The following is a 15,203-nucleotide window of genomic DNA, read 5'->3' as shown; positions in this document are numbered from 1 at the left end:
CAGGATGCGCAGCGTGACATCAGAAGGTTTCCCAGTGAGTATCACTGACCGGCGCCGTCAGGGCTTTGCGTGGTGCCAGCGCCGCCGTAGCGGGTGCGGCAATCGGCAGATGCTTTGTCAGCGTCTGCTGCAACGCGCCGCGTTTAATTTTGAAGACCGACACTGACTGACTTAACCGGCTGGCCTGATCTTCCAGCGAGGCGGCTGCCGCAGCGGACTCTTCCACCAGCGAGGCGTTCTGCTGGGTAACGCGATCCATCTCAGTGACCGCCTGCCCGACCTGATCGATACCGCGACTCTGCTCGTCCGACGCCGAGGCGATTTCACCCATGATGTCGGTGACGCGCGTAACCGCACTGACGATATCGCTCATGGTTTCCCCGGCGGTGCCGACCAGTTGCGAACCGACATTGACCCGGTTCACTGAGTCGTCGATCAACCCTTTGATCTCTTTTGCCGCCTGGGCGCTGCGCTGCGCCAGATTACGCACTTCGCCCGCGACCACGGCAAAACCGCGACCCTGCTCGCCGGCACGCGCCGCTTCAACGGCGGCGTTAAGCGCCAGAATATTAGTCTGGAAAGCAATGCCATCAATCACGCTGGTGATATCGGCAATCTTATTCGAGCTGCCGGCGATTTCGCTCATGGTTTTCACGACACCCGCCACCACGTTGCCGCCTTTTTCTGCGGTTTCTGAGGCGCTGAGTGCCAGCTGTGACGCCTGGCGGGCGTTTTCGGCGTTTTGTTTCACCGTGGCAGTGAGCTGCTCCATGCTGGCCGCCGTCTGCTCCAGTGACGCCGCCTGCTGTTCTGTGCGGGCAGAAAGATCATTGTTTCCGGCAGAGATCTCGCTGGCACCGGTGAAAATCGCATCCGAGCCGTCACGCACATTGGTCACCGTGCGCACCAGTGACTGCTGCATGTCATGCAGACTGGCCGCGAGCTGAGTCATCTCATTGCGCCCTTCCACCACAATCGGCTGGGTTAAATCGCCCTGGGCGATATGCTGGATGTGATTAATGCTGCTGTTGAGGGGTGTCATCACGATTTTGCGCAATCCAAACCAGCAGAGCACGATCACGGCGACCACGACGGCCATGATGGTGGAGAGGATCCACATCATACGGCTGTAAGCAGAACTGTTCTCTTCAACACCAAGCGTAGTCAGGCGATTCTGATCGGCTCGCCATTCACGGTAAAGCGTCAGAAACGCACTCTGACTTGGCGCCACCGGGGCTTTACCGGCCGCAATCAGATCGTTTGCCTGTAGCGCCGTCTGCAACTGATCCAGCGCAGCGCCATAGTCGCTGTAGCGCTGCTCCAGCTGGTTGTTTAACTCACTATTCTGTCCCGGCGTATCGGGTGTCTCTTTAAAGACTTTGAAAAAACCGGCGGCCGCCTGCTGAAAGTTTTTGCTGTCGTCAAACAGCGTGGCGACATCGGCCGTTTTGCCTTCCAGCTTACTGGTGGCGAAACGCAGCTGAATACGGGTCAGCAGCACCCGACTCTGGTTAAGACTCATATAGGCGTCGTTGAGCGACTGCGTATTTTGCATCGCCAGCTGCGACACGGCGAAGCTTTGCTTGTCGTGGCTTAATGCGGAGTAGAAAACAGAACCGGAGAAGGCCTGTAACAGCCCAAACACCAGCAACACCAGTAACAGGCTGGTGACAACACGGATTTTCGTTAACATGAGTAACCCTGAAGAAAGTAGGTAATTAAAGTGACTGAGGGATTATCGGCAGGTGACAGCGGGAAATTAGAGTGCAATGCGGCTTTATTGTATGATCAGAAAGGAATTATCGCTCAGTGAAACTATCACGGGCCAGCCATAACCGGCCCGTGATGATTCAATTACGCGCTACGCAGGTTATCCACCAGCGCCATCTCGTCGCTGCTCAGCAGCTTCTCAATGTCGACCAGAATCAGCATGCGATCGCCCAGCGCACCCAGACCGGTCAGGTACTCGGTGGACATGGTCACAGCGAACTCTGGTGAAGGACGGATCTGATCCTGGGTCAGCGACAGCACATCAGAGACGCCGTCAACCACGATGCCGACCACGCGATTTTCCAGATTCAGCACGATAACTACGGTGTTTTCATTGTACTCAACATCGGGCTGCGCAAACTTCACGCGCAGATCGATAATCGGCACGATAACGCCGCGCAGGTTAGTGACGCCGCGGATAAATTCAGGGGTATTTGCGATACGCGTTACCTGATCGTAACCGCGAATTTCCTGAACTTTGAGGATATCGATGCCGTACTCTTCGTCGCCCAGCGTGAAGACCAGAAACTCCTGACCCACAGTTTCGCCAGCGATTTTTGTCACGGTTGCCATTCCATTCATGTTATTTACCCTTTCGTTATCAATCAGGCGGCAGCGCCAGCCACACGTTTTTCACGGTTAAGTGATTGCAGTGCTGAAACATCAACAATCAGCGCCACGCTACCATCGCCAAGAATGGTGGCGGCGGAGATGCCCGGCACTTTGCGATAGTTACTTTCCAGGTTCTTCACCACCACCTGATGCTGGCCAATCAGCTGATCGACCAGTAGCGCGTAACGTTTGCCCGCGCTTTGCAGGATCACCACGATGCCCTGAGTGGCCTCGGTTTTGGCATCCTGCACATCAAAGACGTTCCACAGCTCGACCAGTGGCAGATATTCGCCACGCACTTCCAGCACGCACTCGCCACCGGCCAGCGGTTTCAGCTCTTCGGCGCGCGGTTGCAGCGACTCCATCACCGCATTCAGCGGCAGAATAAAGACTTCATCGGCCACACGAACGGACATCCCATCAAGGATGGCCAGGGTCAGCGGCAGCAGGATACGAATGGTGGTGCCTTTGCCCTGCTTCGAGGCGATTTCGACGTGACCGCCCATCTCCTGAATATTTCGTTTCACCACGTCCATACCGACGCCGCGTCCTGAAACATCCGTCACCTGCTCTGCGGTGGAGAAGCCCGGTGCGAAGATCAGCATGCCGACCTCTTCGTCGCTCATGTTCTCGTGAACCGGCAGGCCCGATGAGAGGGCTTTAGCCAGAATACGTTCACGGTTCAGACCGGCACCATCATCAGACACTTCAATGCAGATGTTGCCGCCCTGATGTTCCGCTGAAAGCGTCAGGTTACCGGTTGCCACTTTACCGGCCACCAGACGTTTCTCTGGCGTTTCGATACCGTGGTCAAGGCTGTTACGCACCAGGTGCGTTAATGGATCGATGATGCGCTCAATCAGGCTCTTATCGAGTTCGGTTGAGCTGCCCAGCAGCGTCAGTTCGACCTCTTTGCCGAGTTTGCTGGCCAGGTCACGCACCAGACGCGGGAAGCGGCTGAAGACATATTCCATTGGCATCATACGAATCGACATCACCGATTCCTGCAGATCGCGGGCGTTACGCTCCAGCTGACCCATGCTGTTCAGCAGGTCGCCGTGCGCGACCGGATCGAGTTCGCCGGAACGCTGAGCGAGCATTGACTGGGTAATCACCAGTTCGCCCACCAGGTTGATCAGCTGATCGACTTTCTCCACCGCAACACGGATGCTGGTGGATTCGCTCGATTTGGCAGGTGCCGCGACGCGCTTACTTTCACGCTTCACTGCGGCCACCGGCAGTTCGGTGACGGTGGCGGTGTGAACGTCTTCCACCACCGGTTCGGCCTCGGCTGCAACAGCAGCTGGCGCGGCAACGGCTTCGTCTGCTGCCGGGAAGCGGATCTGTGCTTCGTCGATGACGAAGCAGAGCACCGCCACGATGTCATCTTTACCGACGCCATCAATGCAGACATCCAGCGTGGTGCTGCCTTTCTGTACGTTGGTCAGGGTGCCGAGATTACTCATCTCTTCCAGCATCAGATCGACCTCTTTCTCTTTGAGATCGATCAGCTGTACACGCAGGCCGCTGGTGCTGGCCGGTTCTGCGCTGGCAGTGGCAACACTGGCCGGAACATCAACCGGCAGACCTTTGGCCTCTAGCGCCAGCTGGCGCAGCGCTTCACAGATATATTTGAAGCTTTCCGCGTTAGGCTCCTGCGCGGTTTTATAAGCATCGAGCTGTTCCTGCATAATATCTTTGGTTTCCAAAAACAGGTTGATGATGTCGGTGCTGAGCTGCATCTCGCCGCGACGAGCACCATCCAGAATGTTTTCCAGGATATGAGTCGTTTCCTGTAATACCGTAAAACCAAAGGTTCCGGCCCCACCCTTAATGGAGTGAGCGGCACGGAAGATGGCGTTAAGCTGTTCCGAATCTGGCTCCTGCGGGTCTAAGCCCAACAGGTGTTGTTCCATATCCGCTAATAGCTCATCGGCTTCATCAAAAAACGTCTGGTAAAAATCGCTGATGTCCATACTCACGGGAATCACCTCGGCTGTGAGGGGGCTGCTGTATTCACCGCGCCGCCTGGTGTTGCAGGTGCGGTAATCTGTTCAATGGCCGCCGGATCGCTGATCTGGACGGCATCACTTTCTGCGTTCTCTTTTTCTATTGCCGCTTCGGTGTCGTGGTTCAACACCAGCAGGCTGATGCGGCGGTTAACGGCGTCATTACCGCCACGATTTTTCAGGCGCATGGTGTCGGCCATACCCAACACCCGTAAAATTTTTCCGCTGTCTAAGCCGCCCATCACCAGTTCACGGCGTGAGGCGTTAGCACGGTCTGTCGACAGTTCCCAGTTGCTGTAGCCTTTGTCACCGCTGGCATACTGAAAATCATCGGTATGTCCGGCCAGGCTGATGCGGTTCGGAATGTCGTTAAGGACTGGCGCTATCGCACGCAGAATATCGCGCATATAGGGCTCAACCTCGGCCCGACCGGTCTTAAACATCGGGCGATTCTGGCTGTCGATAATCTGAATACGCAGCCCCTCTTCCACCATGTTGATGATCAGATGCGGGCGCAGCGCTTTCAGACGCGGATCCGCTTCAATCAGCTGGTCGAGCTTTTCACGCAGCCGGTTAAGACGAATCTCATCCAGCTTGCGTTTCTGGGCGTCCATATCGACGACTTTGTTCACTTCGCCAATCTTTTTAGTCGGATCATCACCGCCGCCGGGGATCGGGCTCTCGCTGTCGCTGCTGCGCGCCCCGCCGGTAATCGCTACCTTCAGCGGTGTTTTGAAGTAGTCTGCTATCTGCACCAGCTCCTGCGGGTTGGCAATTGAGAGCAGCCACATCACCATAAAAAAGGCCATCATCGCCGTCATAAAGTCGGCGTAGGCAATCTTCCACGATCCGTGGCTGCCTTCATGGCCTTTATGTTTGCGCTTTTTGATCAGCACAATTGGGCGATTGCCGTGTTTCATGAAGCCTCGTCTGAAGTCTGTTTAGCCGGGTTCTTGGCGTTACGTACGTGCTCTTCCAGTTCGCTGAACGACGGACGCTCGGCGGAATAGAGCGTCTTACGACCAAATTCCACCGCAATCTGCGGCGCGTAACCATTCAGGCTCGACAGCAATGTCACCTTAATGCACTGCATCATCTTGGTGGTTTCCGCACACTTCTGACGCAGCACTGACGAGAGTGGAGAGACAAACCCGTAGGCCAGCAGGATGCCCAGGAAGGTGCCCACCATCGCATGCGCGACCAGCGCACCGAGTTCAGCGGCTGGACGATCGGCCGAAGCCAGTGCATGGACCACGCCCATTACCGCGGCGACGATACCGAATGCCGGAAGACCATCACCCACTGCAGCAATACTTTGCGCTGGTACGTCACACTCGTGTTCGTAGGTCTCAATCTCTTCATCCATCAACGCTTCGATTTCAAAAGCGTTCATGTTGCCGCTCACCATCAGGCGTAAATAGTCAGTAATAAAATCCACTAACTGTTTATCGGCAAGAATGCGGGGATAATTAGCAAAAATTTCACTCTGGCTGGGATCTTCAATATCGCGTTCCAGCGATAACATGCCCTGCTGACGCGACTTCGCCATCAGGCGATAAAGCAGCGCCATCAAATCCATGTAAACCGCTTTGTTGTACTTGGAGCCGCGAAATAACTTAGGCAGCGCCTTCAGCGTTTTTTTAATCGACTTACCGTTGTTGCCGACTAAAAAAGCACCGGCACCGGCACCGCCGATCATTAATAATTCGGCTGGCTGATAAAGCGCGCCCAGATGGCCACCTACCAGCGCATATCCGCCCAACACGGAGCCTAAAACAATCAGGTAACCTATAATTATCAGCACAAAAAAATCCTTACGTCCGTAACGTGTTGGTGGAAGTTAAGCCAGAGAGCCGCAGATGTTATTCCTGAACCGCAAGCAAAAAAAAAGCAGCGGTATTAACCGCTGCTGGATGGCTTCCACAGTGCGAACAAACTTAAACGGCGTGTTTAACCTGTTCATCCAGCAGTTGTGGAAACATATCGGCAGGTTCTGCAGAAAGTTTACGTCTTTTTACTGCCCGTGATGGTGGCTGGCACAGGCTGCAGGTAAAGCTGCCAACCGGCTGATGCGCATGATTAATAAAGCTGCCGTTGCAGCTTTTACAATCTGCCAGTTCCAGCATACCGCTATCAACGAATCGGACCAGGGTCCAGGCACGAGTCAGCGCCAACAGCGGGCCCTCGTCCGATTGAGGACACTGTTCAAGATACAGGCGGTAAGCTTTAATCACGGCATCGACGCCGCTGCACAACCCGGTTTTCAGTAAAAACTTCCAGGCGTTACAGAACATAGAAGCATGAATGTTCTGCTCCCACGTCATAAACCAGTCCGTAGAGAACGGCAGCATACCTTTCGGTGGCGGACTGCCACGTAATTCTTTATAGAGCTTGATGAGACGACCGCGGCTCAGTTGGGTTTCGCTCTCAAGCATCTGCAAGCGGGCACCTAATGTAATGAGCTCCATCGCGAGATGAATATCACGTGCTTCCTGAACAATACTTTTCTCACTCATGACATTGCTCTCTTTTTAGCAGGTGCATCATCTTTAGACGCATTACGCAGTAAACGGCTCGATAATAAAATGCCGGTGTGGATTTGTTGTAAATCATCCACGCGTGATTCCTGCGTCAGGCGATTAATGGTGCTGCTATCGGTAAAACGAAACTGGCAAACCAGTTGATTGGTTTCCGCCATTTTTACCATCTCAGGCAATGTTAATTCAGATAATGCATTCGCCATTTTCTCGTCAATTCCGAGGCGAAACATTGCAGAAGCTTTATCCTGGTTAATTAAACGCTGCGCAAGCAGTAAATAAGACAAGTTGAGATCGTAAATATGTTTCAGTACTTCAGAGGTGCCCATTATTTTTCCATCCTGAGAGATGCGACGTAACTGTATCGCAGAATAAATCTGCGGTTCGAGCTGCTGTTTGTTAAATCAAAAGATGGCAAAAAAAACTTTACGTAACGTTAATGTCACCGTTTTCGCCTTCCATTTTTGTGTGGGTTTCAGACCCACCGAAGGTCGAAAATCCATGCCATTTTATTTTCGAGTTCTGGACATCTTCCGTGACGTCTTCTTACATTTTTTAGGACTATTCCGAAAACAACGCAAATCTATATCGTCTGATTTCGACATACAACGACAGTGATGTGAAATTTTAGATAAAGTGTGACGCAGATCACACTTTTAACGCAAATTTCTTCAGCAACCCTTTACCATTACTTACCGACTGGTCATTTTTTGAGCAAAAAAGCCCGATTTTAAGTCCAATTGGTCCTGAGAAAGGTTTAATAGGGGGTAAAAGCATCGCTATTCGACGCTTTGCGCAGTCCGGAATGAATATCGGGTGTTAATCGTTTTAACACCCTATTTAGAACCACCCAAAGAAAGGTTATCAGCATATTATGCTGCTGCGACCTTCAGGTATTTGCTTTTAAATTAGTTACTTAAGGGGAGTATCGCAGAGGGTGAGTAATGAAATCGTTAAGGTTTATACGGCAGCAGGTCAGATTTCTGGCAACCTGACGTTAACAGTGGTGGCGGGGTGTACAGACTCTGATTCCCACTGTAACAAGGGGTTATATAAGAAAGTCGAATGAATTAACGAAGGGTTATGCGTTGGCACTATCACTATCGGCAGTCTGAAGAGAAACTTGAGTAAAGAAGGTAAAGAAAGCGGCAGGGGCTGACAGGACGGGGATTTCCGGGCTTACCTGCATTTATCGGGCCACTCCGGGCAGCCACTGACGTTATCAGCGTAGAATCGTAGCAAACGGTCATTAACAGATAGCAGGCGAGTTTTCTGTGACCTGGGCCGAAAAAAAAGCAGCGACGCCGTAGAGGCGCCGCTGCTTTCATAACCCTGAGTCAAAACAGATATCAGGCGAGTTTTGGGAAGGTCGCGACTTTATTAACCGTGTTGTGGTCAACGCTGCGCGGTTCAATGCGTTCCAGGTCTTTCAGGAAGCCTTCACGCCAGGCGGTAATATCATTTTTACGCAATACCGCCATCATGTCGTTGTAGCGTGAAATCCTTTCGGTACGCGGCATAGTAATCGCCTTATCCAGCGCGGCGGCCACTTCATCACGGTCATACGGATTTACAATCAGCGCGGAGGTGAGCTCGTTAGCCGCACCCGCAAAGCGCGACAGCACCAGTACACCGGGATCATCAGGGTCCTGCGCAGCCACGTACTCTTTCGCCACCAGGTTCATACCGTCACGCAGCGGCGTAACCAGACCGACATCGGTCAGACGGAAGATTTTCATCAGCAGTCGACGGTCAAAATGCTGGTTAAGGTAGTAGAGCGGGGTCCAGCCCAGCGTACCGTATTTACCGTTGATGCGCCCTGCTTCGGTCTCCAGCTGATGACGGATATCCTGATACGCCTGCACATCGCCGCGCGAGGTCGGTGCAATCTGCGAGTAGCGAATTTTGCCGCGATGCTGCGGGAAGTTCTCCAGCAGCGCTTCATAGGCAAGAAAGCGCTCAGGCAGACCTTTGGAATAGTCGAGACGTTCGCAGGCAATAATATTGCGTGCATCGCCCAGCTCTTTCTTCATGGCGGCCATTTTTGGTGGCAGCGGCCCTTCGGCCATCTCTTTAATACTGTCTGGCTCAATCCCGATGGGATAAACCTCAGTCATAAAGGTGTTGCCAAAGGCGCGATGTTTTTTGTCGCCCTTATTCTGCAGCTGAGTGAGCTGGCTGACGCTGTCGAGGAAGGCCACCCGATCCGATTCGGTCTGGAAACCCAGCAGGTCATATTCGCACAGCATTTCCAGCAACTCTTTGTGCGGCGGCAGCGCATTGAATATTTCAGGCGTCGGGAACGGAATATGCAGGAAGAAGCCGATGCGGTTATTAATGCCCGCCCGACGCAACGCGGCTGCAAACGGTAAAAAGTGATAATCGTGGATCCAGACAATATCATCCGGCTTGATCAGCGGTTTTAAACGCTGTGCCACCGCATCGTTAACGTCGCAATACCCTTCCCAGGCTTCCCGCTGGAACTGAACCAGGTCAAGGCGATAATGGAATGCGGGCCAGATGACAGTGTTTGAGAACTGGCAATAGTAGAGATCGTAATCGTTCTGGCTCAGCGGGAACGAGGCATACTCAATACCTTCATGTTCCTGAACTGTGACTTCTTCTACCTCTTCGCCTGTGTACTCGCTGATTTCACCGTTCCAGCCAAACCACAGTCCACCGGTGCTTTTCAGTGCATCGAGAATACCGACGGCCAAACCGCCAGCGCTGGTTTTTGACCCATCGGGCATGGCGACACGGTTAGATACAACCACTAAACGACTCATAACCTAAACTCCTTACCGACGTTGTCTTGATCTGATAGTAATAATGTTCTTTCCAGCCAGCCGTAAACCGCATCGACATCATGAAGCCGATAATGGGCCTGGGTGGAACCTTCTCCGACTTTGATCGAGACGCCCTGCCGTGCGTTCACGGCCAGAAAGCCCTTCTCATCCGTCAGATCGTCGCCAATAAAGACCGGCGTACGTCCGGCAAAAGGGGGCTGCTGCATAAAGTCGCTGATTGCGGCGCCTTTATCGATACCTGCCGGTTTAATCTCTACCACACATTTCCCCGGCTGAAGCGCCAGTCCGGGAAAACGTTTCACTGACTGTTCAGCCAGTCGCATCACATCCTGCTCATGCTGCATCGCCTGGCGGTAGTGAAGAGCGAAAGCCATGCCTTTTACCTCCAGCTGGGTGCCAGGCCAGGATGCCATGGCATCCTGCAATTCCGCCCTGAGCGATTGCTCCACCTCGACCGGCAGGCTGATGCGTTGCAGATTACCCTCTGCATCACGGCGCTCTGCACCATGTACACCCGCAGCCGGGCCGTGCCAGGGAGCGGCCAGCGCATCGAGTTGTTCTATAGGTCTGCCGGAGACCAGCGCCAGCGCGCCCTGCGAGAGTGCAGAGAGCTGCTGCAGTTGCGCGATGACCTGCTCAGGAATAAATACCGCTTCGGGACGGGACTGAATCGCTGCCAGCGTGCCGTCGACATCAAAAAAGAAGGCGTACTGCCCGCCGCTTAATGTCGGGTACCTGGCATGGGTGTCTGCCGCTTGGGTCACGTTACTTCTCCTGAAAATCGAATTTTAATAAAACATTGAGTTAAAACAAGAATGTCCTGACGCAGTCAGGTCAGCAAGCGGGAAATTCTGATAAAGCGGTGATTGAGGGATAAAACGCGGTAACGGGATAGGTCACTCTCCTCAAACTTGCAAGCGCATTGCTGACAATACTGGCTAACTGAGAACATCTTCACAGTAAGTGTAGTCATTAACAGGGGTTATGCCAGAAAGATGCAGGTTTCATGCCAGCCGCTGCGGTTAAGTCAGCATAAAAGCACCATTCAATTCTGCTTCGCTTCTGATGTTCAGGCCGGACACGATCCGCTGCTGACTGGAGTCACGCACGTATCGCACCCGGCAGAGTCGGCCCCCCCAAAGCTTAAGGCTCTTAAGGTATTCCTAATATTGAAAGCGCATTCTCGTGACACTTTTATTACTCTGGTTCCTGCTCACATGGCGTTTACCCTGAAGAGGCCGCTGATTAGCCGCCTTACGTTGCTGATTCTGGCTGCGGTTTACATCGCAGTTTTCCTTAACGTTGCCTATTACCGTCAGGTGCTGGCGGTGATGCCGCTGAACGACCTGCACACCACGCTGGTCTTTTTATCGATGCCGCTGGTCGCCTTTAGCGTGATCAATATCGTGATTACGCTGGCCTCGTTTATCTGGCTGGATCGGCTGCTGGCCGCGCTGTTTATTCTGCTCTCAGCCTCGGCACAGTTCTTTATTCACACCTATAACATCGTGGTCGATCGCTCGATGATCACCAACATGATGGATACCACCGCCTCGGAATCCTTTGCGCTGATTACGCCACAGCTGCTTGTAACCCTGCTCACCTCGGGCGTGCTGATGACGTTGCTGCTGTTCTGGCCGCGAATCAAAAAACAGCAGTGGCGTGGCGTGCTGGCGCGACTGCTCAGCGTATTGCTGTCAGCGGCGCTGATTGTGCTGATCGCCCTGCTCTTTTATAAAGATTACGCTTCGCTGTTCCGTAACAACCGCGAACTGGTAAAAGCGCTGAGCCCCTCTAACAGCATCGCGGCGACGCTCTCCTGGTATAAGCATGAGCAGTTGCAGAACGCGCCGCTGATTCGTATCGGTGAAGATGCGCACCTGCAGCCCAGCCGCAGCAGTGGCAAACCGAATCTGACGATTCTGGTGCTGGGTGAGACCTCGCGTGCGCAAAATTTCTCGCTGGGCGGTTATGGTCGTCTGACCAATCCCTTGCTGGCGAAAGATGATGTGATCTATTTCCCGCACACCTCCTCGTGCGGAACGGCGACGGCGGTTTCCGTGCCCTGCATGTTCTCCAACATGCCGCGCGCCCACTATGATGATGTGCTGGCCGCCCATCAGGAGGGGTTGCTGGATATTATTCAGCGCGCCGGGATCAGCGTGTTGTGGAATGAGAACGATGGGGGCTGTAAAGGGGCCTGCGACCGCGTTCCGCATCAGGACATGACCAGCCTGAACCTGCCCGGCATGTGTATTGATGGTGAGTGCTACGACGACGTGCTGTTCCACGGTCTGGATGATTACATCAGTCAGTTAAAAGGCAACGCGGTGATTGTGCTGCACACCATTGGCAGTCATGGCCCGACTTACAGCCATCGCTATCCGCCACAGTTTCGTCAGTTTGAACCGACCTGCGACACCAACCAGATTCAGGACTGTTCGCAACAACAGTTGATCAACACCTATGACAATACGCTGGTCAATGTGGATCACATCGTCGATAAAGCCATTAACGTACTGCGTGCACATCAGGACCGCTTCACCACCAGCCTGGTCTATCTGTCTGACCATGGTGAATCCCTGGGTGAAAATGGTGCTTACCTGCATGGCCTGCCCTATGCTATCGCGCCGGACACCCAGAAACATGTGCCGTTGCTGATCTGGCTCTCCGATGATTATCAGAAACGTTATGCGGTTAATCGCGGCTGTCTGAATAAACTGGCGGCGACAGACGATTTTTCACAGGATAATCTGTTTTCAACCATGCTGGGATTAACCGGCACCGCGACCCACGAATATGTGCCTGCGGATGATATTTTGACGTCGTGTCGGAGCCAACCTTAATGAAGATACTGATTGTTGAAGATGATGCCCTGCTGCTGCAGGGTCTGATGCTGGCGCTGGAAGGCGAAGGCTATGTCTGTGATGGCGTTACGCGGGTGCGGGATGCTGAAGCGCATTTCGCCAGCGGCCTGTATAGCCTGGTGGTGCTGGATCTTGGCCTGCCGGATGAAGATGGACTGCATTTTCTGATACGACTGCGGCGGCAGAAGAAGATGACGCCGGTGCTGATCCTGACCGCACGCGACACCATCAGCGAACGCATTGCCGGACTCGACGCAGGCGCCGACGACTATCTCATCAAACCGTTCTCGCTGGATGAGTTGCTGGCGCGAATCCGCGCCCTGATCCGCCGCCACGTCAATCAGGGCGACAGTCATGTCAGAGTGGGTGCGCTGGCGCTGGATATGACCCATCGCCAGATTACGCTCAGCGACGTGCTGCTGGATCTGACACCCAAAGAGTTTGCGATTCTGTCACGGCTGATGCTCAAGGCCGGGAATCCGGTTCACCGTGAAATTCTCTACCAGGATATCTATAACTGGGAGACCGAGCCTTCTACTAATACCCTGGAAGTGCATATCCATAATCTGCGCGACAAAATCGGCAAAAGCGCTATCCGCACCGTACGCGGTTTTGGCTATGCGCTGGTGACGCAGGATGGCGTTCGTGAGGCAACATGATAAGACGTTTCGATCATCGCAGTATGCGCTTTCGCCTTATCCTGACCATCGGTCTGATCCTGCTGGTTTTCCAGGTGATCAGCGTGGTCTGGCTGTGGCATGAGAGCAAAGAGCAGATTCAGTTTCTGGTGGAAGCGCAGCTGCAGAAGCGCAACATGGACAGTCACGTTAAGCGTGAAGTGCATGAAGCGGTAGCCAGCCTGGCGGTGCCAAGTCTGGTGATGATTACCCTGACGCTGCTGCTCTGCTATCAGGCGGTGAAATGGATTACCCGGCCGCTTTATCAGCTGCAGCGTGAACTGGAGAGTCGCAGCGAAGAGAATCTTGATCCCGTCGCCTGCCACAGTCAGGTTCAGGAGATCGATGCGGTGACGCAGGCGATAAACCAGCTGGTCGCGCGTCTGAACAGCAGTCTGGAGCGCGAACGGTTGTTCACCGCCGACGTGGCACATGAACTGCGCACGCCGCTGGCGGGATTGCGGCTGCATCTGGAGTTAATCGAACGTAACAGCGATGTCAAAGTTCAGCCGCTGGTGCAGCGCCTGGATCAGATGACGCACAGTGTGTCGCAGCTGCTGAATCTGGCGCGCGCCGGGCAGTCTTTTACCTCTGGCACCTATCAGAACGTGGGGCTGATTGAAGATGTGATCCTGCCAATGGAGGCAGAGCTGAGTATTATGCTGGAGGCGCATCAGCAGACGCTGGTGCTCGATCTGCCACAGGAGCAGTTTGTGCGCGGTGATGCCACGCTGCTGAAGATGTTGCTGCGTAACCTGGTCGAGAACGCCCATCGCTACAGCCCGGATAACAGCACCATCAGTGTGCAGCTGGTGTTAACTCCTCAGCCGATGCTGGTGGTGGAAGATCAGGGTCCGGGAATTGATGAGAGTAAAAGTGGCGAGCTGAGTAAAGCGTTTATCCGGATGGACAGCCGCTACGGCGGTATCGGACTCGGGCTGAGCATCGTCAGCCGTATCGTCCAGTTACACCGGTTTCAGTTTTTCTTAGAGAACCGCCGCGACCGAAGCGGTTGTCGTGCCGTGGTGAAGTTTTAAGCGCTGAACCAGGCGGAGAGGAACAGAACGACCGTAGCTGCGGCAATCAGCAGTGCAGCATATTCACTCATCGGACGCGGAGCAGTCACAGACAGGGCAACAGGAGCAGTTTTCATAGCATCATCCTCAGTTAAAGCAGGCAGTATCGCGATTGCATATTAAGGAAACCTTAAGCTCGCGACACTGCCGCTAAAAATGTCTGCGCTGCCGGACGCCGCCATCAACCTCGCATTTCTGCCCGCTGACACGCCTGCTGCATCCGCCCGGTGCTCTACACTTAATGGCTACGTTCCGTTTCAGGAGTTACGCCATGAGCCAACGCATGCACAAATATGCTTTTCCGGTCAGCAAAGCCCGCAAATACCTTGAGCCCGGACCGGTGCTGCTGCTCAGTTCGCAGTACAAAGATCAACATGACATCATGACGCTCGGCTGGCACACGGTGCTGGAGTTTTCTCCGTCACTGGTTGGCTGCATGATTGCCGGTATGAACCACAGCCATGAGCTTATCCGCAACAGCGGTCAGTGCGTGCTGAACATTCCTTCTGCCTCGCTGATTGATGAAGTTGTGGCAATCGGCAACAGCCACGGTGACAGCATTGATAAGTTTGAGGCATTTGGCCTGACGCCGGAACCCGCTCAGGTGGTTGGCGCGCCCATGATTGCCGAATGTTTTGCCAGCTTTGAGTGTCAGCTTTATGACGATTCGATGGTCGCTAACTACAACCTGTTTATTTTTGAGATTGTTAAAGCGCACGTTGCCGAGCAGCCGGAATACCCCACTACCCTGCACTACACTGGCGAAGGCCGGTTCAGCGTGATGAGCGACAAAATACTGGATAAGAGCGGCGATTTTAAACCGGAGATGCTGATCTAGTTGAAAGCGC

At 53.8% G+C, this 15,203-nt stretch carries 13 protein-coding genes; 4 read left to right on the top strand and 9 right to left on the bottom strand.

The window, feature by feature from the left end:
• Positions 1 to 19 precede the first annotated feature (19 nt).
• The 9 genes from HFD95_RS11980 to otsB all read right to left on the bottom strand — a co-directional run bounded on the left by HFD95_RS11980 (position 20) and on the right by otsB (position 10,499).
• Positions 20 to 1,693 carry a methyl-accepting chemotaxis protein gene (locus tag HFD95_RS11980; protein WP_167430285.1) on the bottom strand — a complete coding sequence of 558 codons (1,674 nt, stop codon included), beginning with the start codon at positions 1,691 to 1,693 and terminating at the stop codon, positions 20 to 22.
• 161 nt (positions 1,694 to 1,854) lie between these two features.
• On the bottom strand, positions 1,855 to 2,352 hold the full coding sequence (cheW, locus tag HFD95_RS11975; protein ID WP_010258541.1) for a chemotaxis protein CheW: 498 nt from the start codon (positions 2,350 to 2,352) through the stop codon (positions 1,855 to 1,857).
• A gap of 23 nt (positions 2,353 to 2,375) precedes the next feature.
• Positions 2,376 to 4,358: a chemotaxis protein CheA gene (cheA, locus tag HFD95_RS11970; protein ID WP_022625500.1), complete on the bottom strand. Its 1,983-nt coding sequence runs from the start codon at positions 4,356 to 4,358 to the stop codon at positions 2,376 to 2,378.
• 11 nt (positions 4,359 to 4,369) lie between these two features.
• Entirely contained in the window at positions 4,370 to 5,311 is a 942-nt protein-coding gene (gene motB, locus HFD95_RS11965; protein ID WP_010258536.1) for a flagellar motor protein MotB, read from the bottom strand.
• Positions 5,308 to 6,195 carry a flagellar motor stator protein MotA gene (gene motA, locus HFD95_RS11960; RefSeq protein ID WP_003849139.1) on the bottom strand — a complete coding sequence of 296 codons (888 nt, stop codon included), beginning with the start codon at positions 6,193 to 6,195 and terminating at the stop codon, positions 5,308 to 5,310. The genes motB and motA overlap by 4 nt, the downstream gene beginning before the upstream one ends.
• Positions 6,196 to 6,328: 133 nt before the next feature.
• On the bottom strand, positions 6,329 to 6,907 hold the full coding sequence (flhC, locus tag HFD95_RS11955) for a flagellar transcriptional regulator FlhC (RefSeq protein WP_010258532.1): 579 nt from the start codon (positions 6,905 to 6,907) through the stop codon (positions 6,329 to 6,331).
• Positions 6,904 to 7,257, bottom strand: a complete 354-nt coding sequence (gene flhD / locus HFD95_RS11950; protein ID WP_010258528.1) for a flagellar transcriptional regulator FlhD — start codon at positions 7,255 to 7,257, stop codon at positions 6,904 to 6,906. Before flhD ends, flhC begins: the two co-directional genes overlap by 4 nt.
• Before the next feature lie 1,020 nt (positions 7,258 to 8,277).
• Positions 8,278 to 9,714, bottom strand: a complete 1,437-nt coding sequence (gene otsA / locus HFD95_RS11945; RefSeq protein ID WP_010258527.1) for an alpha,alpha-trehalose-phosphate synthase — start codon at positions 9,712 to 9,714, stop codon at positions 8,278 to 8,280.
• Entirely contained in the window at positions 9,711 to 10,499 is a 789-nt protein-coding gene (gene otsB / locus HFD95_RS11940; protein WP_033757959.1) for a trehalose-phosphatase, read from the bottom strand. The genes otsA and otsB overlap by 4 nt, the downstream gene beginning before the upstream one ends.
• 453 nt (positions 10,500 to 10,952) lie before the next feature.
• On the opposite strand from otsB, the gene eptA reads away from it, so the two are divergent.
• The 4 genes from eptA (at position 10,953) to HFD95_RS11920 (ending at position 15,193) form a co-directional block, all read left to right on the top strand.
• Positions 10,953 to 12,581, top strand: a complete 1,629-nt coding sequence (eptA, locus tag HFD95_RS11935; protein WP_167430310.1) for a phosphoethanolamine transferase EptA — start codon at positions 10,953 to 10,955, stop codon at positions 12,579 to 12,581.
• Positions 12,581 to 13,261, top strand: a complete 681-nt coding sequence (gene pmrA, locus HFD95_RS11930) for a two-component system response regulator PmrA (protein WP_010670822.1) — start codon at positions 12,581 to 12,583, stop codon at positions 13,259 to 13,261. The genes eptA and pmrA overlap by 1 nt, the downstream gene beginning before the upstream one ends.
• Positions 13,258 to 14,316 (top strand): two-component system sensor histidine kinase PmrB, encoded by a 1,059-nt coding sequence (gene pmrB / locus HFD95_RS11925; RefSeq protein ID WP_045139876.1) that lies wholly within the window; start codon positions 13,258 to 13,260, stop codon positions 14,314 to 14,316. The genes pmrA and pmrB overlap by 4 nt, the downstream gene beginning before the upstream one ends.
• 310 nt (positions 14,317 to 14,626) lie before the next feature.
• Complete coding sequence (locus HFD95_RS11920) at positions 14,627 to 15,193, top strand: flavin reductase family protein (protein ID WP_022625495.1); 567 nt, start codon at positions 14,627 to 14,629, stop codon at positions 15,191 to 15,193.
• Positions 15,194 to 15,203: the final 10 nt, after the last annotated feature.

Origin of the sequence: Pantoea sp. EKM10T (assembly GCF_011800685.1) — a bacterium.
Taxonomy (GTDB): Bacteria; Pseudomonadota; Gammaproteobacteria; order Enterobacterales; family Enterobacteriaceae; genus Pantoea; species Pantoea agglomerans.
The sequence above is the reverse complement of the archived record's forward strand: the minus strand, read 5'-3'. Positions and strand labels throughout refer to the sequence as shown.

What these genes read in the sequence shown, in the direction of transcription:
- cheA (WP_022625500.1), bottom strand. Translation starts at nt 4,358, where the DNA reads ATGGACATCAGCGATTTTTACCAGACGTTTTTTGATGAAGCCGATGAG.
- eptA (WP_167430310.1), top strand. Translation starts at nt 10,953, where the DNA reads ATGGCGTTTACCCTGAAGAGGCCGCTGATTAGCCGCCTTACGTTGCTG.
- pmrB (WP_045139876.1), top strand. Translation starts at nt 13,258, where the DNA reads ATGATAAGACGTTTCGATCATCGCAGTATGCGCTTTCGCCTTATCCTG.
- pmrA (WP_010670822.1), top strand. Translation starts at nt 12,581, where the DNA reads ATGAAGATACTGATTGTTGAAGATGATGCCCTGCTGCTGCAGGGTCTG.
- otsA (WP_010258527.1), bottom strand. Translation starts at nt 9,714, where the DNA reads ATGAGTCGTTTAGTGGTTGTATCTAACCGTGTCGCCATGCCCGATGGG.
- motB (WP_010258536.1), bottom strand. Translation starts at nt 5,311, where the DNA reads ATGAAACACGGCAATCGCCCAATTGTGCTGATCAAAAAGCGCAAACAT.
- flhC (WP_010258532.1), bottom strand. Translation starts at nt 6,907, where the DNA reads ATGAGTGAGAAAAGTATTGTTCAGGAAGCACGTGATATTCATCTCGCG.
- HFD95_RS11980 (WP_167430285.1), bottom strand. Translation starts at nt 1,693, where the DNA reads ATGTTAACGAAAATCCGTGTTGTCACCAGCCTGTTACTGGTGTTGCTG.
- flhD (WP_010258528.1), bottom strand. Translation starts at nt 7,257, where the DNA reads ATGGGCACCTCTGAAGTACTGAAACATATTTACGATCTCAACTTGTCT.
- HFD95_RS11920 (WP_022625495.1), top strand. Translation starts at nt 14,627, where the DNA reads ATGAGCCAACGCATGCACAAATATGCTTTTCCGGTCAGCAAAGCCCGC.
- cheW (WP_010258541.1), bottom strand. Translation starts at nt 2,352, where the DNA reads ATGAATGGAATGGCAACCGTGACAAAAATCGCTGGCGAAACTGTGGGT.